The 22,543-nt window shown below is 42.4% G+C and carries 18 protein-coding genes, 1 pseudogene and 1 CRISPR repeat array (1 of these 20 running past the window's edge); of the genes and pseudogenes, 8 read left to right on the plus strand and 11 right to left on the minus strand.

The genetic code is table 11. From position 1 onward, the window contains the following. Positions 1–404: a CRISPR direct-repeat array (repeat unit 28 nt; unit sequence TTTATAAGCCACGCATGTGGTGGTGAAC); it begins 586 nt to the left of the window's first position. A 149-nt stretch (positions 405–553) separates the two neighbouring features. From cas6f to M2R47_RS01860, 10 genes and pseudogenes are all read right to left on the minus strand, one after another. Further along, entirely contained in the window at positions 554–1,156 is a 603-nt protein-coding gene (gene cas6f, locus M2R47_RS01815) for a type I-F CRISPR-associated endoribonuclease Cas6/Csy4 (RefSeq protein WP_249098033.1), read from the minus strand. A gap of 3 nt (positions 1,157–1,159) precedes the next feature. Continuing rightward, positions 1,160–2,176, minus strand: a complete 1,017-nt coding sequence (csy3, locus tag M2R47_RS01820) for a type I-F CRISPR-associated protein Csy3 (RefSeq protein WP_249098035.1) — start codon at positions 2,174–2,176, stop codon at positions 1,160–1,162. 47 nt (positions 2,177–2,223) lie between these two features. Next, positions 2,224–3,168, minus strand: coding sequence for a type I-F CRISPR-associated protein Csy2 (gene csy2 / locus M2R47_RS01825; RefSeq protein WP_249098037.1), 945 nt, complete (start codon positions 3,166–3,168; stop codon positions 2,224–2,226). After that, complete coding sequence (csy1, locus tag M2R47_RS01830) at positions 3,165–4,544, minus strand: type I-F CRISPR-associated protein Csy1 (RefSeq protein ID WP_249098039.1); 1,380 nt, start codon at positions 4,542–4,544, stop codon at positions 3,165–3,167. The genes csy2 and csy1 overlap by 4 nt, the downstream gene beginning before the upstream one ends. A gap of 242 nt (positions 4,545–4,786) precedes the next feature. After that, the gene (gene cas3f / locus M2R47_RS01835; RefSeq protein ID WP_249098041.1) at positions 4,787–8,155 is read right to left on the minus strand and encodes a type I-F CRISPR-associated helicase Cas3f; all 3,369 of its coding nucleotides are present in this window, start codon (positions 8,153–8,155) and stop codon (positions 4,787–4,789) included. Then, a pseudogene (gene cas1f, locus M2R47_RS01840) lies at positions 8,156–9,134 on the minus strand (type I-F CRISPR-associated endonuclease Cas1f). Between the two features lie 209 nt (positions 9,135–9,343). Further along, the gene (locus M2R47_RS01845; RefSeq protein ID WP_249098045.1) at positions 9,344–9,853 is read right to left on the minus strand and encodes an isoprenylcysteine carboxyl methyltransferase family protein; all 510 of its coding nucleotides are present in this window, start codon (positions 9,851–9,853) and stop codon (positions 9,344–9,346) included. A 110-nt stretch (positions 9,854–9,963) separates the two neighbouring features. Further along, positions 9,964–10,968, minus strand: a complete 1,005-nt coding sequence (gene hemB / locus M2R47_RS01850; protein WP_249098047.1) for a porphobilinogen synthase — start codon at positions 10,966–10,968, stop codon at positions 9,964–9,966. Between the two features lie 176 nt (positions 10,969–11,144). Beyond that, positions 11,145–12,299 (minus strand): D-alanyl-D-alanine carboxypeptidase family protein, encoded by a 1,155-nt coding sequence (locus tag M2R47_RS01855; RefSeq protein ID WP_418001174.1) that lies wholly within the window; start codon positions 12,297–12,299, stop codon positions 11,145–11,147. Positions 12,300–12,480: 181 nt separating this feature from the next. Further along, complete coding sequence (locus M2R47_RS01860; RefSeq protein WP_249098051.1) at positions 12,481–12,927, minus strand: MCR_0457 family protein; 447 nt, start codon at positions 12,925–12,927, stop codon at positions 12,481–12,483. 407 nt (positions 12,928–13,334) lie between these two features. Between M2R47_RS01860 and ruvB the strand changes: the two genes are divergently transcribed. The 8 genes from ruvB to M2R47_RS01900 all read left to right on the plus strand — a co-directional run bounded on the left by ruvB (position 13,335) and on the right by M2R47_RS01900 (position 21,744). Beyond that, complete coding sequence (gene ruvB, locus M2R47_RS01865) at positions 13,335–14,321, plus strand: Holliday junction branch migration DNA helicase RuvB (RefSeq protein ID WP_249098053.1); 987 nt, start codon at positions 13,335–13,337, stop codon at positions 14,319–14,321. A 197-nt stretch (positions 14,322–14,518) separates the two neighbouring features. Then, on the plus strand, positions 14,519–15,706 hold the full coding sequence (locus tag M2R47_RS01870) for a phospholipase A (RefSeq protein WP_249098055.1): 1,188 nt from the start codon (positions 14,519–14,521) through the stop codon (positions 15,704–15,706). A 4-nt stretch (positions 15,707–15,710) separates the two neighbouring features. Beyond that, entirely contained in the window at positions 15,711–16,472 is a 762-nt protein-coding gene (locus tag M2R47_RS01875; protein WP_249098058.1) for a ComF family protein, read from the plus strand. Then, the gene (locus M2R47_RS01880; protein WP_249098060.1) at positions 16,469–16,999 is read left to right on the plus strand and encodes a PilV family protein; all 531 of its coding nucleotides are present in this window, start codon (positions 16,469–16,471) and stop codon (positions 16,997–16,999) included. Before M2R47_RS01875 ends, M2R47_RS01880 begins: the two co-directional genes overlap by 4 nt. A gap of 62 nt (positions 17,000–17,061) precedes the next feature. Further along, entirely contained in the window at positions 17,062–17,997 is a 936-nt protein-coding gene (locus M2R47_RS01885; RefSeq protein ID WP_249098063.1) for a pilus assembly protein PilW, read from the plus strand. Positions 17,998–18,017: 20 nt separating this feature from the next. Next, positions 18,018–18,674, plus strand: a complete 657-nt coding sequence (locus M2R47_RS01890; protein ID WP_249098065.1) for a hypothetical protein — start codon at positions 18,018–18,020, stop codon at positions 18,672–18,674. Then, complete coding sequence (locus tag M2R47_RS01895; RefSeq protein WP_249098067.1) at positions 18,664–20,676, plus strand: pilus assembly protein; 2,013 nt, start codon at positions 18,664–18,666, stop codon at positions 20,674–20,676. The genes M2R47_RS01890 and M2R47_RS01895 overlap by 11 nt, the downstream gene beginning before the upstream one ends. Before the next feature lie 333 nt (positions 20,677–21,009). Then, positions 21,010–21,744, plus strand: a complete 735-nt coding sequence (locus M2R47_RS01900) for a hypothetical protein (protein ID WP_249098068.1) — start codon at positions 21,010–21,012, stop codon at positions 21,742–21,744. A gap of 148 nt (positions 21,745–21,892) precedes the next feature. Here the strand turns inward: M2R47_RS01900 and pal are convergent, their stop codons facing one another. Continuing rightward, complete coding sequence (pal, locus tag M2R47_RS01905) at positions 21,893–22,435, minus strand: peptidoglycan-associated lipoprotein Pal (RefSeq protein ID WP_249098070.1); 543 nt, start codon at positions 22,433–22,435, stop codon at positions 21,893–21,895. Positions 22,436–22,543 lie beyond the last annotated feature (108 nt).

A 22,543-nucleotide genomic window follows, 5' to 3' on the forward strand; every position in this document is an offset into this window, starting at 1 on the left:
GCATAAGAGGTTTTGTTTTATAAGCCACGCATGTGGTGGTGAACCTACTAAAAGAGATAGAAAGGGGCTTTTACAATTTATAAGCCACGCATGTGGTGGTGAACAACCGTCGAGCAGTCAACCAATGTCGACTATTTTTATAAGCCACGCATGTGGTGGTGAACATTTTAAGGGGCTGGCTTTTAATTCCACATAGTTTATAAGCCACGCATGTGGTGGTGAACCAAATGCGAGCTTCAAAGCGTAGTTTTGCGTTTTTATAAGCCACGCATGTGGTGGTGAACTTTTAGCAAAATCTAAATATGCACACAAATCATTTATAAGCCACGCATGTGGTGGTGAACACTGAAGTGTTGCATTTAGACATCACTTACATTTTATAAGCCACGCATGTGGTGGTGAACTAGAATTTTAACGCAAAAATCGAGTTATATCAAGGCTAAGAAGGCTAAAAAGTCATTTTTACCCTATTTTTTTGCCATGATATAACTCATTGTTTTTAAAAAAGTTTTTAAATAGTCAAAAATAAAGGTCAATCCCATGTATTTGATGGTTACCAGTGAGGCACTGTTACTACCCCTGATGGATTATTGATGCCATAGGTATTAAAGCTCCCATTTACCTCTTGATCGGAGGCAATTTGTTGAATGGCGAGTTTAAACCGATTTCCATTTTCATTGCTTGTCAAATCAATAAAAGGAAATCCTGGTTTTTCAATACGGTAATTCCGACAAGCTTTTAATGCCTCTTCATAACTGATGTTGTGATATTTGGCATAATTTTTCACATAAAAATGTAAGCTTTTATGGCGATATCGCTTAACCACAACATGACCTGTTGCTTGATCACCAACCTCCTTAATACTACTTAGATGTAAATAATCCACCAAGCGACTAAGCCATGTGCCCAATGCCAGTTTTTCTAGTTCGTCTTTTGTTTTAGCAAAGATACGCAACTTATTACCCAGCATGGCAAAGGTTTTGTCGTTTTTTTGCTCATATTGATATTCTGGAAAACTTACGCCAATGGTATCCACGCCATGCTTATTTTTGATGTCAGCCAGGGCGATATGTAGCTGTTTATAGAGTGTCCCCCATATAAAATATGGCGTAATTTCAATATTGGGTATGAGCGTAATTTCTTGATAAAAGTTCATCAATCATTCCCTTCCACTGGCACCAAATACTCCGCCACGAATCAAAACCGCCATGACATAATGCTGTTGGTTGACATCTTCAGGTTCTTTGTTATTTAACACCCAATCATCAAATAAGCTATAAAAATCCATTTTTTGTTTAGGTTGGCGAAAAGCAGTGCCAAGTGTTGTAACCGCTCCATATGGCTCAATGGCAATAGGGAATTTGGCTTCTAGATACCAGTCATCAATGGTGCGAATGGCATTGCTGATTTTTTGTGAATGCATGCCTGCGTGATTTTGTGTGGTGTCGCCAACACGGTATAGTACTTTGCTTTTTTTGCTGCCTGTATCCAGTACTAACTCTTGTGAAGGATATACTTCTTGACCATAGCCAATGATTGCTTCTGCTGTAATTGTCAAAATGACAAAATCATCGCCTAACAGACCTTTTTCAATCCAGCCAGCCAGCTGGGATAAATTGTCATCATTGCTTTCAAAGCCATCTAAATTAAAGTTTTTGGCGTTAAAAGTGAGTGTTTGTTCATTAAAAGTAACATTGACAATGACGCTTTCGGCGCCAACACGATTACGCCACAGCCAGCGGGCATTAGCGATGTTGATTGCATAGCGTTTGGCCAGTTCTTTAAAGCCGTGCGATTGTTTGTAGTTCGCTACCACTGTTAGTAGCTTATCTTGATAGCTTAGGTTGTTGCATACATTTGGGGTTCCTGTGAAAGGCAAGACTTTGCAGGTGAATTTTGCAACCAAAGTATCATTCGTCTCATCAAGGCTACTGGCATCAACTTTTTGTAGATTGGCCTTTTGGATTTCGGCATCTAATTTTAATGGGCTATCCATAATGGTCTTTTTAAGACGATTACTAATCGTGCCTCGTACTGATTTTTCCTGTACAGTAACAATGGTGGCATGGCTTTTTGGGTTGTTACTGTCTTGTTGCCAAAAAAAAGCATCGGAAATATCCAGTTTACGCTCAAATGCCAAAACTGACGGAGTTTGTAGAGTGGTGGATTTTGTCATGATGACTCTCCTATTTGATTAAAGGACAAAAAATTGAGGTTTTAGGATTAAGAACAATTATTTTGGCGAACCAAATATAACGCCTGTTCATGGTCGTGTGTTTGATACCAAAAAGCACTCGCAAGATTATTAATGGAATGGGGAAATACCCATCTGCCAAGACTATAAATGGCTTCCACATATTGGCTGGGGTATTCTGGGTTGCGGCTATTTTGCATGATTGTTGCGTCAAATTTAGGGGAAATCCCCTGATAGCCAACAGGAATGGGCACTACCCACCCATGACCTTTTTTAATGCTTTCAACTGACCAACTTTCCCCTTTTTCATCAGAGGGTATGTGATGCAAGGTTGCTGTTTCGATCAGAACATCTAGCCCTGTTGCTTTAGGGTGATGAGATTGTAATTTGGTAGTCATTTGTTGTAAGCTGTCGTGTGCATCCATTAAGACAAAAGCGGGTAAAAGCTTAGGTTTAATGTCATTGATGTCTGCATCGGTGTAAAACTTCACATCTTTTTTGTTGAGCTTGACAACGCTACCCCCTGCAATGCGTTGTTGTTGTATGAGTTGATGGACTGTTGAAATGAGTTGCTGTTTTTGTTCATCGGTTAAGTCATCGTCAGCGTAAACGCCCACCACCAGTGATACCGTTAAATGACAACGACCTTCTTCAATGATGGAAGCAGTCTTACCGTCTCTTTTTAGTGGATTGCGTGTTTGAATAAAAGAGAACTCTTTATAGCTGTTTTCACGATACACTTGAGGTTGGCATTCATGACAAGCGATAAGGACGCCATCTAGGCGAATGTCTTTCAAGGTTTCATTTTTACTCACTTTTCGGCTTAGTGCATGTATCGCACCTGTAAATCCTGTGATGGCAGGAAAGCCGTAAGTTAAAGGACTGGAGATGGCGTTGGCATTGATGATTTGAACCCGATCTATTAGTAAACAGCCTATCGGTTCCAAATCTGGATAAATATGACTATCATTCATAGTAACTCTCCTTTATTTAGTCGTGCGGCTTGTTTCAACTCATCTGCCATCATTCTTCGCCACTCATCATGTTCTGAATCAGAAAACTCATGAGCAATGTCTGTAAACTCTGCTTTTAGCAAAGCTTGCAGCCAATTAGCAAAGTCTGTTGTGATGTCATCTTGCCAATCTTTGGTTTCGTATTCGTTTTTAAACTCTTCTTCACCATCCAAATCTGCTCGCTTAGGGTCAAGCCAGTATTTTTGACTCATGGATAGGGCATGATATTCCCTTGACCAGCCAGCAGTATGTATTTGCTGTATGGATTGACCCATACGAATGAGTTGGCGGGCGATGCTTGATGCGATTGCCTTGCGTGCATCACGGATATTGACATTGTTATGAGTAACTTTGATGATGTCAAATAATGCTGCCATGTTATCTTTGGTATGATAAAGCACTGCTTTGGTGTCAAAAATACTGGTGGCGTTGGGTGGAATGCGAATGGTTGGCGAACGCTTAAAAATCGGCGGCATCGATGGCAGTAGATAGTTGCGACCTTTTTGTTTACTGACCAGTTGGCTGATATTCTGAGGCTGTGTTCCTCCTAATTGGATTGCGACCAAATCTTTGATGGTTAAATAAGGTTTTTGTTCCGTTGTTTTTTTACCGCGATTTTGTCGAGCTGATTTATTGTCATCTGAATAAAGATGCTGGTTGATGATATTACCTACTTCGTATGCCAGTACGGTAGGGTGCAGTGGTACCAAATTGATGTAATCATCTTCGCCTGCATCTTGCTGTGATAGAGGCCATAAGATTTGTTTATTGGTTGCGTGAGTTTGTGGGTTTGTGAGTTGATTGTTTAAACACGCCAAAAAAGTTTCTTGGTATTGTTTAGAGAGGGTAATATCATTATCAAAACTATGTGCCACAGCTTCTGTATTTTGCAAAATTACCTCACGCATCTTAATTCCTGAGCCTTCAATGACCTCCCACTCAAAAAAGGCAATTAAAGGTAAATCGATGGCGCCTCGCTTGCTGTTAGCATCCAAAAAACCACTGTTGATGGTTTTGGTATTGACATACTCATGACATACCTCTTGAACAAAATTAACATTATCGCCCCGAGAAGATGAATGCACCCCTTTGGAAATGTGTGTGCCGACTTGTATGTTCTCCGCCATTATTTTAGCTTCGGCAAGCCAGTTCTTTTTTTGATATTTGTGTTTGGCTTCTTTTAGTGCGGTATTTAGCTGATGAATCTTGGCGGCATCTTGTTGTTCTGTTGCCTGAATCAGCTGCTTTTGTTCTTTCTCTGTCTTTTTATTGTATTGCGCATCTAAAAACCGTTCTATTGCTTCATTGATTTGTGAAGTGGTAAAAGCCGTTGTCATGTGATCTCCTATTAGCTCATCATCATGAGTGTATTAAAACACAGTGATGTTTTAATTTCAACCATTATATTATTATTATATTTTAAATAAAAATTAAATTTGAAAAAAATCCACAAAATGGCTAAAATGCCACCACTGCCACATACGCAGCTTAGAATATTATTTTATTTTTATACAAGTCTACCGCCCCATAGGCGGCTTAAATGCTCCAATCATCATGCCATTGGTGCTAATAGCAACTGTTAATATTTTTTCCAGCAACCAAATCGTTCATCAAAATAATAGCCATGTTGATGTTCTGCCAAAGCAACCTTACTAAAACGAATTGTTATAGTGTCGGCACTAAGTTTTGGGAATGTATTTGTCAGTTCTGTTAGTGTCTTATCCAGTTGGCCATCTAGCCATACATCGACCAATGGGCTTTTGGTTGGTAGTTGATAGGGTTGTACGGTTCTATTTTGGGTGTTGTCATGAGTGATGCCTTCATTTTTTGCGATTTCCATGTGATACACATCGAATGAATAACCATTGGGCTTGATGACATACTCTGTATTAGTAGGTCCTGCTCGAAAGGGAGTTAATGTGTTTAAATGTACATGATGACGGCTGGAGGTGTGTTCGTCTTTAAAATATGCGTTTACTACAGTAAATTTTGGATTATTCATCATATCTGCCATGACATGATGCTCTAAGTCTGCCAAGCTGCTTTTTGGTTGTGTTGGTTTTTTAATACGACTTGCGGCGTCTATTTTTTGTAGTATGTTAACTGGTATCAATTCATTCATATCATGTGTATCTAGTGGATACTGCTCGCTTTCAAAACCAGGTTTGGTAAAAGCAACGCCATTTGGACGGTTTTGGGAATGATTTTTTAATGCTCTGATATTGTGCTGCCAGATGCCTATATTTGGCGTATTGGCTACCAAATCATTACGATGTCGCCACACTCTGCCAGCCAGCTGGATAATAGAACGCATGGAACTGGGCTCTACGATTGCCCAATCATAATCATGATCCCGTCCAACTTCTGCAACAGCTGTAGCTAGCACGATAAAAATATGATTGGTTTTGTTGGGGTGTTTGGCAATGGCATCAGCGATGTCGGTGCGTTGGATAAAATCTTTAGCAGAGATATTTTTACGCATCAGCAAGTTATCCAAGCGATTTTCTAATCGATTACGCAGTGCCAATACTTGTTGAGAGTGATAGCAGCAGACATAAAAATGTGTATTTTCCTGTCCGTCAATGGTTTGTAGTTGATGCATGGCTTGGGCGATGTGCATTAGCGGCTGAATGTTTGCCATACGCATTAAACCAACGCTGACTTTTTTGTCGTTTGCAAGCAGATGATGACACTGATGCAACTGATTGGCTTGATTTAATAACTGAGTGGCGATTGATTGATAAAATTCTGCCTGCTTTTCGCCATGATAATCAGCAACAATTGGCAAGATTTTTGCCAGACGGCGAATGGGCTGCTGTGTTAGAAATTGGCAACGCTTTTGGACAAATTGATCATGAGCCTTTTGAAAATGTTCATTATCTTGACAGTGTTCGGTGTGCAGATTATTTTCATCAAACCATGCACAGCATACATTTGGAGAGGCGTGGTCAAATTGAGCGTTATAAATTTTTCTTCCCGCTAAATAGGCTTGAAACAAACCAGCAACCATATCAGGCGGCAAAGTCGCTGATGATAGTAATACGCGAGAACCAAATAAGCCTGCCAAATGCACTAGGCGAGATAAAGCTGGTAAATCATGATGATCAAAGTCATCTGGTTCATCTAAAATCAAATCACTACTAAACAGCCGAAGCATTGGCACAATATACTTACCACCTCGTTGACATTCTGAAGCTTGGATTAAATGGTCAATGGTGCAGGTTACAATTGGTGAGCCAAGCAATTTTTTGGTTGAGTCGTCTTTTATTACAGCTCCTAGATTCATGGTCTCTGATATGTCATCGATGTCATCAGCATCCACCCATTCATCGATCAAATTCTCCATTGATTCACTACCAAACTGATCGGTGTCATCTGATGTTTTTTGGAGTTCAAATAATTGTTTTTGTGCCTGTCCACCCACCAAAATCGCCAACTGGCTGTCGGTTAAATTTAGGTTTTGACGAAAACTTTGCCCTGTTTGTAAGGTCAATACTCTAAGTCCTAAGGCAATGGTAAATCGTGCCCCTTTATTGGGGTCTGCCAAAGCTTGCATGATTCGTGCGTTACCAATGGTTTTGCCACAACCTGTTGATGCCATGTTGACTCCAAAAAAACCATGCGTTTCACTCAGCTTGCTTTGTGATTGTGCTAATTTAAAGGCTTTGTTTTGCCAAAGAAATGCTTGATTATTGGTGTCCTTAAGTAGCGGTTCGTGATTTTTGAGTGCGGGCATTTGTTTATGCAAAACAGGCAAGTAATGACAAAATTTAGCTGTAAAATGGGCGACACCAAGCAAATGCTCATCTAAATCCTGCTTGGGTTCTTTGGTCCCTTCGGTTTTTTGATAGGTATTAGCAATCAGTCTGCCTTTCCAGTCTTTACTGCCTTCCACTCGTTTTGCTTTATCTTGATTGGTTAGGGCGGAGTAGCTGTGATCTGCTGTCATCATACTTAGCCTAGAAAGCATGAGCAAAAATGGGTCAGCAATAGGTTTGTTATCTTTACTTAGTTGCTGCATCATGAGATTTTTTTCGGCTTTTTGGGCATATCGCTTGATTTGTTTTTGCCATGCTGGGCTGTCTAGTACCAAATCATCAAAATCAAAAAATTGTGCCTGTTGTTCTTTGGTCATATTTTGAATAGATGATGGATTTTTCACCCAATAATCGATTGGCTTGATGTGTCTTTGGTAGTAGTTGGTTAAGTCGCGTTTAAAATGGCGGTTGTCTATTTTTAGGTATTGTTGTCGCTGAGAGGCATTAAAAAAGTAATCTATTAATGGCGGTAGGCGGTGATGAGTAACAATAAGCCATGCTATCCATTGTGCGATTGTTGGTAGCTTATCAAACCCGCCATGATCAATATTGCCTTGTAAATCCTTTGCTATTGGTCGGTTTTTGGCTAAAAAGTCATCAAGCGTTTGTAGCCTTTGCCAAACCTGTTCATCAGTTTGACAACCTTGTAAGAGCCATACCAATAATTTGAGTGAAATCCATTCATGACGATATGGGTCGCCAAAACGACTTGGGCTAGCAGTAAGTTTTTGTTGAAAGCCTTTGGTAGATTTACCAATATCGTGCAATAAAGCAGATAGTGTGCTAATGATTGATATTGCCTCCAAACTCTGCCAATTGCTCCCCAGTTCATTGCGTAATAAATTTTGTTTTGTGCGATTAACTGCCACAATGCCTCCTTCATCAAATTTTTTACGATTACCCACTACCCATACCAACTCCATTCTTTGGCGAGTTCGTACTCTTTGGCAACTCACTGCTGTTGATTTGGTTGCTGATTGACGCAACAGCTTTTTAACCATTTCTAATCCATCTTCAGTGATTGCGGTTTGCCAAGTGCGATCACCAATGCGATTGGCAAAAGCATCTAGAATTCGGCGAGTGCGTTTTAGGGCTTTTTTCTCACATTGCGATACAAAGATAACCAACATTTAACCATTCCAAGATTTATTTAATGCCATTTCTTTTACTGCCTCAAACATGAAATCCAATGCTTTATAAGTAGCAAAATAGTTTAAGCATTCTTGGCGAAATTCTTGTTCTTTGGCGTTTTCTTTTGCACATATAAAAGCAAGTGGTAATACAATCGCATCTTTGATGATATCGGCAATATCAAATACCAAGGCGCCACGCCGTGTTTTGCCATGCATGACTGCAAAACCATGTGGAATTCCGAGCACCCAAGCTGTTGTTGCACCCAGACCATACGCCAGATAGTTTCCATGATTCAAAAATGTATTTGCCTTATCAATCCCATCGTAACGACGACTAAATCCTGCATTATCTGTATTGGTAGATGCAATGCGATAGAGTTCTTTAGTCATGCGCCCTTCTAAAGTTAGTAGATGATTGGTGCTATACTGCTGTACGATTTTCTCTTGATAACTGTCTAAAAAAGTGCTGATTTGCTGATTGTTAACATCAAAACCGTAACTTTGAAATTCCTTGTCCCGCTGCCAAGTCTTTTTAAAAAGACAAACGAGTAAGTTGTAGCTTTTTGGCCATTGTTAAGCGTTTGGCTTCGTCCCACCACCACGATAACCAACCTTGCACATATTCGGTTGGGCGATATTCGCTTTGAGGCGTGAACCATTCGATTTGTGTTCCCATCAGTAACGGCGTACCACCGCCACCACAAAATCCCACTAAAACGCCTGCCTGTGAAAGCATGCGCATCGCTGCTTGGGTGATGGAAGTGCCTGTACCTAGTAGAATGCATGTGGTGTTGGCAATGGGAATGTTGTAATAAAGATTTTCTTTGTCAGATTCGGTCAGGTATAAAACTCTGCCATCTTTTTGCATGACTCTACAGTGTTCTAAATAATAAATGTTGGCACGCTTGGAATGTAGAATAGCTGTTAGCTCAGAAGTATAAAAACTGTTGTCTTTATAAGGATTGGTCGATTTCATGGTGTTGATGCTGGGTAATTTTTTTAAAAATATAGCATACTTAATGGTGAAAATACACCATCGTCATTAAGTATGTCATTTGCCTTTACTTATTGACTATTCTGTGATGGCAGGGTGTTTTTAACCACTCATTTGGCGACTGTTTTTCTTTAACCAATCAAAAAAAATGCCACAAGATATTGCAGCATTTTTTAAAATCTAATCACATTTTAAAATAAGTGCTTCATCGCTGTCTCTTCTTGTCTGATGCGAATGAGGAGAAGTATGCCATAAATGGGCAGCCCAACCAATAACACCCACCACGCTTGACAAAGCAGTGCAATACCAATCAGCTCTGGAATGATGTTTAAAAAGTAATTTGGGTGCTTAAAGGTGCGAAATAGCCATGAGCGATTGATTTCGTGATTGGGCAGAATATAAATTTTAACTGTCCAAATTTCACCAAGCTGCTTGATGATGAGCCATAAAACCACCAGTGATGCACTCACCATCGCCACGCCAATCGCAGAGATGGTATTGAAAGTTGCACCAATCATGATGGCACTGGCTAACGCAGAAAAATAATAAACAATGTGTGCGACAGCGAGCAACTTGGAGTGTTTTTCACCAATCTGTGTTGCACCTTTGGCAATGAGATTCTTTTCATTTTTGATGGAAATGCCCAAAAAATAAAGACGAATGGCAAAAAAAATCACAAAGAATGCCACAATGGTAGCCATGCTTTTTTTCCTATAAATAAAGATTACGATAAAAATGAAGTGCGTATTTTAGCAAATGAAATATTGTTATGCTTGAGTAATTTTTGAGTGTTGGTCATGAGATTGAAAATTCATTCATTGAGCATGCGAGCTGCTTTTAAGGCAAAATAACTTAAGATGCCATCGCACCCTGCACGGCGAAAACCGATCAGACTTTCTAAGATGACATCTTCACTTAACCAGCCGTTTTGTATGGCTGCCATGTGCATGGCGTACTCTCCAGAGACTTGATAAGCAAAAGTTGGCACACCAAAATTGTCTTTCACCTCACGCACGACATCCAAATAAGGCTGACCAGGCTTGACCATGACCATATCAGCACCTTCAGCAATGTCTAAAGCCACTTCGTGCAGGGCTTCGCTTCGGTTGGCAGGGTTCATTTGATAGCTCTTTTTGTGTCCTTTTAAATTGCCTGCACTGCCGATTGCATCACGAAATGGCCCATAGTATGCAGAAGCATACTTGGCTGAATAAGCCATGATTGCTGTGTTGATAAAGCCGTTGGCTTCTAAGGCAGTTCTCATGGCACCGATTCTTCCGTCCATCATGTCTGATGGGGAGATGACATCAGCACCTGCAGCCGCATGAACCAGCGTCTGCTGGACAAGTGAGTCAATGGTGATGTCATTTAACACATATCCTGATTCATCAATGATGCCATCTTGTCCGTGTGTGGTATAAGGGTCTAATGCCACATCAGTCATGACAATCATATCAGGGCAAGCGTCCTTGATGGCTTTAACGGCACGCACTGTCAGGGTGTCTGGATGATAGGCGTTTTCACCATTAGGCGTTTTTAACTGGGGGTTGATGACAGGAAAAATATCCACCATGCGTACGCCTTCTTGATAAAGCGACTTGACATATTCAATGCTCAAATCAATTGAAAGGCGTTGTATATGTGGCATTGATTGAATGTGTTCACGCTGATTTTTTCCTTCGATGATGAATAATGGGGCGATGAGATGGCAGGGCAACAGATGAGATTCTTGCACCATCTCACGAATGCCGTCCATGACACGCATGCGGCGTAAACGAGTTTGGGGAAAGTGACGGTGATAGGTATGATTTGGCATGACGACGCTCTTTTTGATGTGATTGGAAAGTTTGGTGGGTCTTTGCATTTATTTAGTCTGATGGGTGCATGAAATTGCTACCGCCACAGAACATGATGATGGTTATATTACCAAATTATCAAGCTTTCAACAAATAAAAAAGCCGACCTTTGCCGACTTTTATTGATCATGATGGGTTAGAATAAATCAGACAGCCAATCAACAAAACTTTCCCAAAGGCGACTAAAAAAACCTGCCTGTTCAACATCAGCGGCAGCGACTATTGGCGTGCTGGCGACTTGCTTGCCATTAACCATCACAAGCATCTGACCTATTTCTTGACCTTGCTTGATGGGGGCGGTGATGTCATCATTCAAACGAATGACGGTGCTTGGTGTGGTCTTCATGCCGTTATCGTTTAACACTTTTAAATCATGTTTGATGATCGCATCAATCTTCTTGGTCTGACCGAATTTGACTGGTGCCTGTGCAACTACCTGACCTTTTGGTGCGATGACAGTATTGGTAAAGTTACTGTAACCATAACTGAGCAATTCACGCATCTGATCGGCTCGCTCTTTCATGCCTTTAGCACCCATCACGATGGCAATGAGGCGCAGATTGTTACGGTTTGATGATGCGGCAAGCAGATAGCCTGCTTGTGAGGTATGCCCTGTTTTTAGACCATCAACCGTAGGGTCGGTGTAGAGTAGAGTGTTGCGATTTTGTTGGCGGATGTTGTTATATATGAATTCTTTTTCAGCGTAGATGGCGTAATACTGCTCGCTATTTTTGATGATGGCGCGTGCCAATATTGCAAGATCTTTGGCACTTGATAAATGTCCTTCTGCTGGCATGCCTGTGGCATTTTTAAAAGTGGTATTTGTCATGCCAAGTTTTGCTGCTTCATCATTCATGATGTTGGCAAAAGCGGATTCAGAGCCAGACACATGCTCAGCAAAAGCGATGGAAGCGTCATTACCAGACTGAACGATGATGCCACGCAAAATGTCAATCGCACGCGCATTCTCACCAAGAGGCACATACATACATGACTGTGTGCTAGAGCCACGACACCACGCAGTCTCACTCATCTTGATCGGTGTGTCTTCACTCATCTCACCTGACAGCAGACGCTGTTCAAGAATGTAGCTGGTCATCATCTTGGTCAGTGAGGCAGGGGGTAGGGGTGTGTCGGCATTCTTTTGTGCCAAAATCGTCCCTGTGTCATAATCCATTAAGATGTAGGCGGTGTTGTCCAATGTGGGTGCTGCTGGTGCGGCGTGGGCAACGAAACTGGTGGCTGATAGCGTCAGGCCTAAAGTCATTGCCAATAAAGAGCGTAGATTCATCATAAATATCACAATAACGGCATCGGATTAAAAGTTTTGGATTATATCAAAGATTTTGCTTGCTTGAAATTGTTTTGGCGGATTTTACAGACATTTTTAACTCTGATACTAAAGCTTTTTTGTCAAATAAGGATAAGGCCAGTCAATCTATGGCAGGGCAATGGTGCTTGTGATGCTGGCATTAAAATTCCACTTCGGTAAATTGTAAGCATATCTTGCGATTTTGAGCAGGAGGGTAGGTTGCTGTCCATGCACGAATATTGTGTAAAGCAGAGCGATAGCTTCGTTGGTTGTATAAAGTGCGTAGAGTATCATTGGGATTGGCAGCGGTGGGCATAAAAGAACGCAACTGTTGCTGATAGGCATGTGTGAACTGGACGCGCTGATGGTTATTAAGCATGGGTGGGCAGATTTCAGACAGCACTTGCACCAAAGCAAGTTCGTACTGAGAAACGGTCAGCTCGGTACTTGAAGCCTTATGAAACTTGCCTTGCATATTAATAAATCTGGGGTTGGCATGACTGATGCCGATGGAGCAGATGAACAAAAGTAATGTGGCAAGCAGCTTCCGATGCAATAATAACAGTGAGACTAGAGTTGAGTTTTTGTGGATTAATGGTTTGTTCATATTAAGAACACGCAAAATCAAAACTGTGTATATAATAAATCTTTACAAATAAAAAGTCATACTAAAAGATGGGTCAATGTGTTGTTTTATTGTTGATTTTGGCGATGAGTCAGCAACATGAGCGTAAATGATGTAAGGTGAGTTTTTTGACAGTTGTTGATTAAGTAATTGAAATTCATCAAAAAATTAAGTAATCTTGAATGTTCTTCGTCTGTCTATATTTTGCAATGATTAAGATGATGGCAATAATTGATGATGATCGTCTTGTTTGGCTGGTGATGTGTTGTGTTGATGGATAAAGAAATAGGCGACAAATTGCTAAAATTTGATTATAATGATGACATTTTTTGTGCAGTGTTTGGTATCAAAATGCCTGTACATTCCGCCTAATCACTGATGAGCCATTCATGAGTCATAATCGCCTAATTGATCCCATTCCAAAAAAAGAAGATGCACTGGACCGTGCCATTCGCCCAGCGACTTTATCTGACTATATTGGTCAGCCCAAAGTGCGTGAACAAATGGAAGTGTTCATCACAGCAGCCCGTCAGCGTAACGAAGCACTTGACCACACACTCATTTTTGGACCGCCGGGTCTGGGCAAGACGACTTTGGCGAACATCATTGCTCGTGAGATGGGGGGTAACCTACGCTCTACCAGTGGCCCAGTGCTGGAAAGGGCAGGGGATTTGGCAGCGATGCTCACCAATTTAGAAGAGGGCGATGTGTTGTTCATTGATGAGATCCATAGATTAAGCCCTGTCATCGAAGAGATCTTATACCCTGCGATGGAAGATTATCAGCTTGACATCATGATTGGTGAGGGACCTGCTGCACGCTCCATCAAGCTGGATCTGCCGCCTTTTACTTTGGTGGCTGCGACGACCAGAGCTGGGCTGCTGACCGCACCTTTGCGTGATCGATTTGGTATTGTGCAGCGACTGGAATTTTATAGTGTTGTTGATTTGACCATCATTGTTGAGCGAGCTGCACGCTTGATGGGCATAGTCATGGATAAGGGTGGTGCGACAGAAGTGGCAAGGCGTTCTCGTGGCACGCCACGCATCGCCAACCGCCTATTGCGTCGTGTGCGAGATTATGCCGAGGTTAAAGGAGATGGTGTGGTTACCAAAGACATGGCAAGCTTGGCACTTGATATGCTGTCTGTGGACAAGCAGGGACTGGATCATTTGGATCGGCGTTATCTTTTGATGCTGGCTCAAAGGTTTGATGGTCGCCCTGCAGGTGTTGAGGCAATCGCTGCTGCGATGGCGGAAGATCGTGGCACGCTTGAAGATGTCATTGAGCCTTATTTGATCCAACAAGGTTATATCCAGCGCACCCCAAAGGGACGCATTTTATTGGATAAAGCATTTGGGCTTGATTTGTCATGAGCATGTCGGTTTTGGCGTGCTTGATTAGGACGGATTTGGCGGATGTTGAGCGTGGATAGTATTGATTGAGCGTTTTGGTTATTGATGATGTTAATCAGTGATGGAATGCTAACTATAACAACTAACTAAGATTGAGTGATGTGATGATTCATCAAATGTGTCAAAAAGGATTGCTGGTGTTGATGGCTGGATTTGTCATGAGTGCATCAGCATCGGATATTGAGCAAGATTTGGACAATGGCTTGACAAAAATGCCCACGGCGGCAGATGTGGTGCATGACCAAGACTTGACAATCAAAACCATTGCAGAGGGCAAGGCGATGTTTGATGACTGTGCCTTGATCACAGGTGATGCAGCTCGTCTGATCTGCTTTGATGCGATTGCAAAAGGCAGAATCCCAATCGCCTTGCATCAAAAGCAGCCAATTGCTTTAGGCGAGACCATCAAAAGCATTAAGGGTAATCGCCAAGTGGTATTTGCCAATGACAATCCTAATACCAATGTCAATGATGTGCGATATAAAGCAGATGGTCTTGGGGCTAGGCGCAACATTGAACGCTACACGCCATTATCAATCAGCTATGATCTTGATCGCAATAGTGAGCAGGGCTTGTGGCGTGCTCGCCCCCACAACCCTGTGTACATTTTGCCCATGTACTTTCAAGATAAACCAAACCGCCACCCAAGTACGCCCACGCAAGCAGTCAAGGATTATACGACCAATCAGCAGCGCGCCTCTGAACTAAAATTCCAAGTATCTTTAAAGTCAAAAGTGATGGATGATGTGTTTGACACAAATGCCGATCTTTGGTTTGGCTATACGCATGTTGCCCATTGGCAGGTTTATAATGAGGATAACTCCCGCCCATTTCGGGCGCATGATTATGAGCCTGAAATGTTCTTAACACAGCCTGTCTTGGCTGACTTACCCTTGGGTGGTCGCCTAAGAATGCTCGGTGCTGGCGTGGTGCATCATTCTAATGGCGAAGACAATCCGCTGTCTCGCTCGTGGAATCGTGCGTACATGATGGCTGGCATGGAGTGGGGGAATCTGACGGTCATGCCAAGATTATGGATGAGAATCCTAAAAGAAGGCGACCGCTCAAAACCAAATGACAACCCAGACATACTTAACTATTATGGCTATGGGGATGTTAAATTTCTATACCAACTGCAAAACAATAAAAAAATCTCAGGTTTGGTGCGCTATAATCCAAAAACAGGTAAGGGTGCCTTGCATTTGGACTATGTGCATCCCTTGGGTAAAGGCATCAGTGGCTATGTGCAACTGTTCCAAGGTTATGGGCAGTCAATCATTGACTATAATCATGAAGCCACCTCTATTGGAGTGGGTGTGATGCTTAATGATTGGATGGGATTATAACAACATGTTTCATCACCGCAGGCGTATCAGTCTAGTGCGTCTGCCACCTTATGTTTTTGCAAGATGGATACAAAAAATTCATGGGCTGTGTGTGCTTTGTCGTGAGCCTAAGTCATTTAGGCAGGATTCATCAGTGCTGTGTGATGCGTGTCATGCGATCATGTCTTTAAGATTGCCACCCATCAACTTGCCAATTTTGCAGACAGCCAAACATTCAACGCAAACTCGCCACTTTCCTTTATATGCTGCCACTTTTTATCAATACCCTATCAATCAAGCTATGACGCACTTTAAGGATAAAGAGCATTTGCCATCACTCATGATACTAAGCCATGCCATTCATCAGTTGCCAAGACCCATTGGTGCTGATGCCAGCAATACCGTTATTATTCCCATGCCCACCACCGACAAAAGACTGGTTAAGCGTGGTTTTGACCCTGTGATGGTGCTTGCTAAAATTTTGGCACATCATTGGCAGCTGCCTCTATGGCGAGGGCTTCATCGCATTGACGATGGTGAGCATCAACGCAAGCTTGACCGTAAAGAACGACGGGATAACATGCGTGGTGCTTTTGCTTTAATTGACACACTTCCTGCCAAAAAGGTGATTTTATTTGATGATGTGGCAACCACAGGCGCAACCTTACAATCAGCAGCAGGTACCATCATTGAGCATGCGCCCAAATCGTCATTGTTGGCGGTATGTGTGGCACATGGGTCGCAGGAGTTTTCTTGGCTGGGTCATTTGAATGAGGGCGTCGCATGAGATTGGCATATCATCAGGGGTTTGGTTTGATTGAGTCGCTGGTGGCTTTATTATTGGTTTCTATGGCGGTTTTGGGTTTTTTGATGGTGCAGTTCAAGGCAATCCATGCCACCAAAGATGCTGCCATGCGTACGGTAGCGATTACTACGATGACGATTCAGGCGGAGGTGTTTAGAGATGTTGATGATGTTACCAGACGCAGTTATGCCAATATGTTTGGACGAATGAATCAATCAACAGGCACGAGCATGCAGATGCTTGATGAATATCGCCATGCCATCAATGGCATTCATACTGCGTGTGATCGGACTCAATGTCATGAGAATGAAGCGGCTTGGCATCGTGCCATCGCCAATGCTAAGCTGGCGGTTCAAGAAGGTGTTCGCTTAAATGTTGTCTTTCATGATGGAACACACCGCCTTATTGCTGCATGGGGAGACACGCCAGCTACGCAAAGTGAAGACGGTTGCCTTTCTTTAAATGGTGTCATCAATCAGGGTGCACGCTGCATGACGATGGTGTATTAGTGAGAATGCCAAACTCATCAATAATTCGGCATTCGCATGGATTTGGCTTGATGGAAATGGTCATGGCATTGCTTGTTGGTACATTGGTTGTATTGATGGCGATGCAGATATCTGTATTGAGTGTGCGTGGTGCATTAAGTCAAGAAAGAGTGGCTGATGATATCAGTAGGCAGCTTTTTGCCACAGATGGACTGATGCCAAATCTGCGACTGGCTGGGCTTGGTATTGATGAGTCGGTGCTTTCTTATCCTGCACCAAAAGGCATACTCATTCACAATCATCAGCTCCAAAGACAGAGTAACGGCGTCAATCTGTCTCATCAGCTAACCACCACCGCACGCATTAAAAACGGTCATACGGATTTGCCTTCTGATCAATTAACCATCATATATCGTGCACCCCAAGACATGCGTAACTGTGAAGGTGAGATGGTGCTTGGTCCTCGCCGTGCCAGACTCAAAACAGGTGAGATGGGCTGGGTTGATGGGCAAGTAGTGATTGAGCGATATTTTGTACAACATACTGATGGTGTGATGAGTCTGCGGTGTGATGCGGCCAAATTCATCACCGAAGACATCAGGCGTGATGCCACAAGAGATCGAAAGTTTTCGCAAGGCGGAGCTAGTTTTATCAATGCCATCATTGATGAACAAGCCAAACACACAAAAAAATCTCATGTGATTTACGGTCTTGGCGGACGCAATGGTGGTCAGGTCATGGCTTATCATGTTGATGGCATGTGGGTAAGATTGGGTGTGAAAACACCTGATGGCATCAAACTGATGATGATTAGTGAGTATGATGCCAATTCATCACTACCCATCGTATCGCTTGATGTTGTGTGGCTGAGTCATTCGCCAATGATTTTGCCTGCTGATGAATCTGATGCGAGAAGCTTTCAAGTGTTTGATCGTGTGGTTCATTTGACTCATCATGCAGGCAGCCATGACAGACGCTTGCATCAAATGAGTATTGATTTGCGTAATGCTTTATTGTGAATGAGTGATGGGTAGCTTAGATGAATGTGCAGCGTGGTTATGTGTTGATGATGGTGATGTTGGTGATTTTAATCATCACAAGCTTATCGGCACTTGCGATTCGTCAAAGCCTGACCGATGGACGGCTTGCATTTGTTACAGGTAAGATGAATGTGCTATTTGTCATGGCGGATCGCCCACTTGTCCAGTTGAACCACCCATCTGTCCGTCAGTCGATTGTCGCCAATGATGGCATATTGCCCAAGTTGGTGCAGCATCATCAAAGGCTTATATATCAAGATGTGGCGGTTGATGAGGGTGTAAAGACCCAGCAGACCATCGGTGTGATGTGCTATGATTTGGCACAAGGATTTGCAAATTTTCATCAAAGTAAACTGAAGCTGCCTCCATTGGGCGTTCGCTGTGCAGAAGATCAAGTATGGCTTTGGTGGGTGCTTGATGAACCGTTCTATTCGCATGATTTGTCATACATGCCATCTGGGGTGAGTGTCGATGATGTTTTGGGCGATGACATGGTGCAGGAGGTTGCTCCTTTGCATTTGACTGTCTATGCCTTGGCGGTTGTTGGTATGAATAAAGAACCATGTGATTTCCACCCTTTACAAATCAAGGCATGTTTGGAAGATGATGGCATTTCTCATCAAATGTTGGCTCAGGAGTATGAGTATGTCCATTGATCTTTGTCTTAGAAGTATGTTATTTTTGGCATTAATGAAAGTTTTGTTATGTGCCATGCCAGCTGTTGCCATGCAATACGGTTCAGGTCTCTTGCAGATTCATTCATCATCATGCCCCACCGATACCCTCATCATCACTGGTATTCATGCCGCATCAAATCATGCCCATCTAAGCTTGGCATATCATGATGGTCGAGACTGGAGAGGTGGGCTGCTAAAATACCCAATCTCAAACGCAATTGTGATGGGGGCGGACGGCGGTGCACTACACAACTCTCATCAAGCCTTGCGTCCAGATGTGTGGGCAGTCGATGACACGCTAAGACATTTTGGGACGCAGGGTCAATCAGACCCAAACGATCATCATATTTGGCTTTTAAAAGACAAATATGATGATCACGATGGTCGTTTGGTTAAGCTGGTGGCTGGCGATGAGCATGTTGTTAAGAGGCTGTTAAATTACTCTGAAAATGAACTGAATAACATTGCCGAAATGATCCAAGACCACACCATTGGTGCGGTGATGTATCCATCTGATGACGATGCCAAAACTGGTCTGTTACTCTATGCAGATCATAAGGGTGTCTTGCGCGTGATTGATGATGCGGGGCGACAAAAGATGGCATACTTGCCAAAAAATGTATTGGGTAAGCCGTACGGTATTGATGCCATATGGCGACTGCATCGTGTCCGTGTGTATGATGAACAAGGTTGGGTGGAGAGGCTGATTGGCATTGGTGGTTTTGGGCGTAGTGCCTATGGTCTGATGGCAATTGATTTGACAGACATCAGTCATCCTAGAGTGTTGTATCATTTGAATACTGATGAGTTACCACGCCTTTCCCATATTCATGCACCCGTTAGCATGGGATATCTTTGGCAAGATGGCAGACGAGTGGCGACATTTGTTTTTGGTGGTGGGATTGATGAATGTTATCAGGGTAATACTCATTGCCATAAATCTGTTGCACAAGGATCGGCGGTTTATGTCATTGATGCCCTAACAGGCAAGTTGCTGCACGAATGGCATGATGACATGTCAAATACCTATATGAAACATGGCTTTGCATCGCAGATGACGCTTGTTGACCGTCAAGGTGATGGGGTGTTTGAACACATCTATGCTGCTGACTTGGGCGGTCAGATTTTTCGTTTGAATGTGAATGATGGCGATGCCGTGCGTGTATTTTCTGCCAATGATGATGAATCATTGGCCAATGATTTGTTTGGTATTCATCATCAGCGTTTCTATCAAAAGCCCATCATTACTTTGTATGATTCCCATCGCCACCCAAGACCTTTTGGTCGTCATCGCCGATTTGCACTCATCAGCATTGCATCATCAGATCAATTACCTATGATGACTGGTAAAGTCAATCGTGTTTATGGTATTTTTGATGATGGTTTGATTGATTTGAATGACCATCCGACCATTTTTATCGACGAGTTGGTTGAGATTGATGATCAGGTTCATACGCCCATTGAATGGCTTGGTAAAGTAGCACAGAGTAAAGGCTGGACGCGGGCACTTAATATTGGCGGTGATACGAATGTTACTTTGATGAATGATGGCGTGATCATTCCAAGCATGACCAAGTCGTCTCGTCTTGGAGCAACGGCCTTTTACCATCTAAATCCAGTAAAAATAGCAGATTGTCTGCATGAAATGGTGGTTGAGCCACAGGCATTTTGCTTGCCATTTGGAGTGTGTGCATCTCATCGCAAACAAAAGGCTGTAGGCAATACCTGGCATGACGCAACTGGCACAGCCATGATTCAAGGTAACTGGCCAACAAGCATGGTCAAATCGAATGATGGCGAGTCTTTGACTTGGCGGATTTTGATGCCAAATAAGAAGGTTGCTGATGAATCTGGCATTAAAATGCTTGACGACATGCAAGATGATGAACACATCAAGGATATTGCCTCATCAGTATCATCACCATTTGAGCGTACTGTGCGTTTTTTAAGGTGGTATGATGTACGCAGCACCAAAGATTGATGGTGGCTTGACCGATAAGTTCAAAGAAAGATTTTATAACACAACAAATTATGCTACAATAGCCGCCCTATGATTGGGAGACATGGATTCATCTCATATGACTTCCGAATTTATGCAAGGTTTTGTATTTTTTGTGTAAATTTTTTGACTTGTGTTTCTAAGATTATCATACTTGTGATGATAATTCACACAAAGGCATACAAAACATACAAAAACCCAGCTAGACAAAACGGCTAAAATCGTTTTAAATACACTCAACGAGCACGCATAAAGATCAATGATTCTTGGTCAACATATGTCTTGTGAGTAACATTGTTTAATTTGGAGAAAATCATGAAAGTTCTTAAACTATCTGCAATCGCTGGTGCTGTTCTACTTTCTACCAGTGCCATGGCAAATGTTGCAACTGATGCTGGTACTGTCATCGTTACTGGTGCAAAAAACACCACAATCGCTGTTGTTGATGGTACTAAAAACTTATTCAAAACTGTATCAAAGCCAGCGGCAATTAGTGCAGAAGTTGGTACACTTGGTTATGGTGCCAACATCGCATGGTCACTAGATGCCACTACCGAACTACAAGCTGGTTGGACTGGCGGTGATCCTGCAGGTCTATTTAAAGATAAAATCTCTGTTGATGGCACTGAATATAAGTTGGATACTAAGTTTTCTAATCCATACCTAGGTGTTCAGATGCGTCCTGCCTCAAACTGGCTAACCATCGGTGCTGGCGTGATTGTTCCTGACAATGACATCAAAGTAAAAACTGAAAACGCAACAGGCACCCAAACTGTTAACGGTGTGGACTATCGAGTAAATGGTGTTGTTGAGGGTACTGTTGAGCATCGTAACAAATTGGCTCCATACCTAAGCTTGGGTCTTCGTCCAAACATCAACAACAACTGGGGTCTGTTCGGTGAGATCGGTGCGACTTACTTAGGTAAAGCTGATGTAACCATCAAGTCAGACAATGCTGATTTTAACAAGGCGGCTGCTAAGCGTATTCAAGATAAGGAGTACTCAAACTGGTATCCAGTTGCTAAAATCGGTGCCACTTACCGTTTCTGATGACTGGCAGTCAGTCATTTTCATCTTAGCGATGATTTGATGAAATCACCCCATTTTGGGGTGATTTTTTTATTGTTGTGTATGAGGTGCATCAAGCTGATTCATATCAAAAAATGCCATGTCAAAAAAACGATGGCTTTGCTACTTTTTAATTTGACAACTGCGTTGAATTTTTACCGTCGTAAACATGAATCAGCTCTACACGACGATTTTTTGCCCAGTTGACTTCTCCCGTTTTTAGTACAGCAGGACGCTCCTCGCCAAAACTGATGATTTCAATATTGGCGGTGTCCACGCCTTGCTTTGCCAAGTAGTCATACACAGCGATAGCACGGCGTTTTCCCAAAGAAATGTTGTATTCACGAGAGCCACGCTCATCAGCATGACCTGCGATGATTGAGCGTGCAATAGAATTGGTCTTTAAAAATTTTACTTGTGCGTCCAAAATTTGAGCGGCTTGTTCGGTGATGCGGTCTGAATCAAAATCAAAATAAACCACGCCTTGTGTTTGCGTGATGGCTGTCTTGCCATGACTGATGCTAGGCACGGTGTTGTGGTGAGTGTGCTTGGTGTGAGCTGTGAAGCCAATCGGTGCTACCAGTACTCGTTGAGTTGTTTGTGTATTGACACAACCTGCCATACTAAGAATGATACCGATGGCAAGCAGGGAATGTTTGGCATTTGCCAGCATGACGACTCCAAAATAAAAAAATTGACATATGATGACAAAGTTATGCGATTTTTACAAGTGATTTTTGGGTTATGGTAAAAATCCAATCATGTTGAGGGAGTGATCATC

Source organism: Moraxella oculi, from assembly GCF_023336735.1.
GTDB classification, from domain to species: domain Bacteria; phylum Pseudomonadota; class Gammaproteobacteria; order Pseudomonadales; family Moraxellaceae; genus Moraxella; species Moraxella oculi.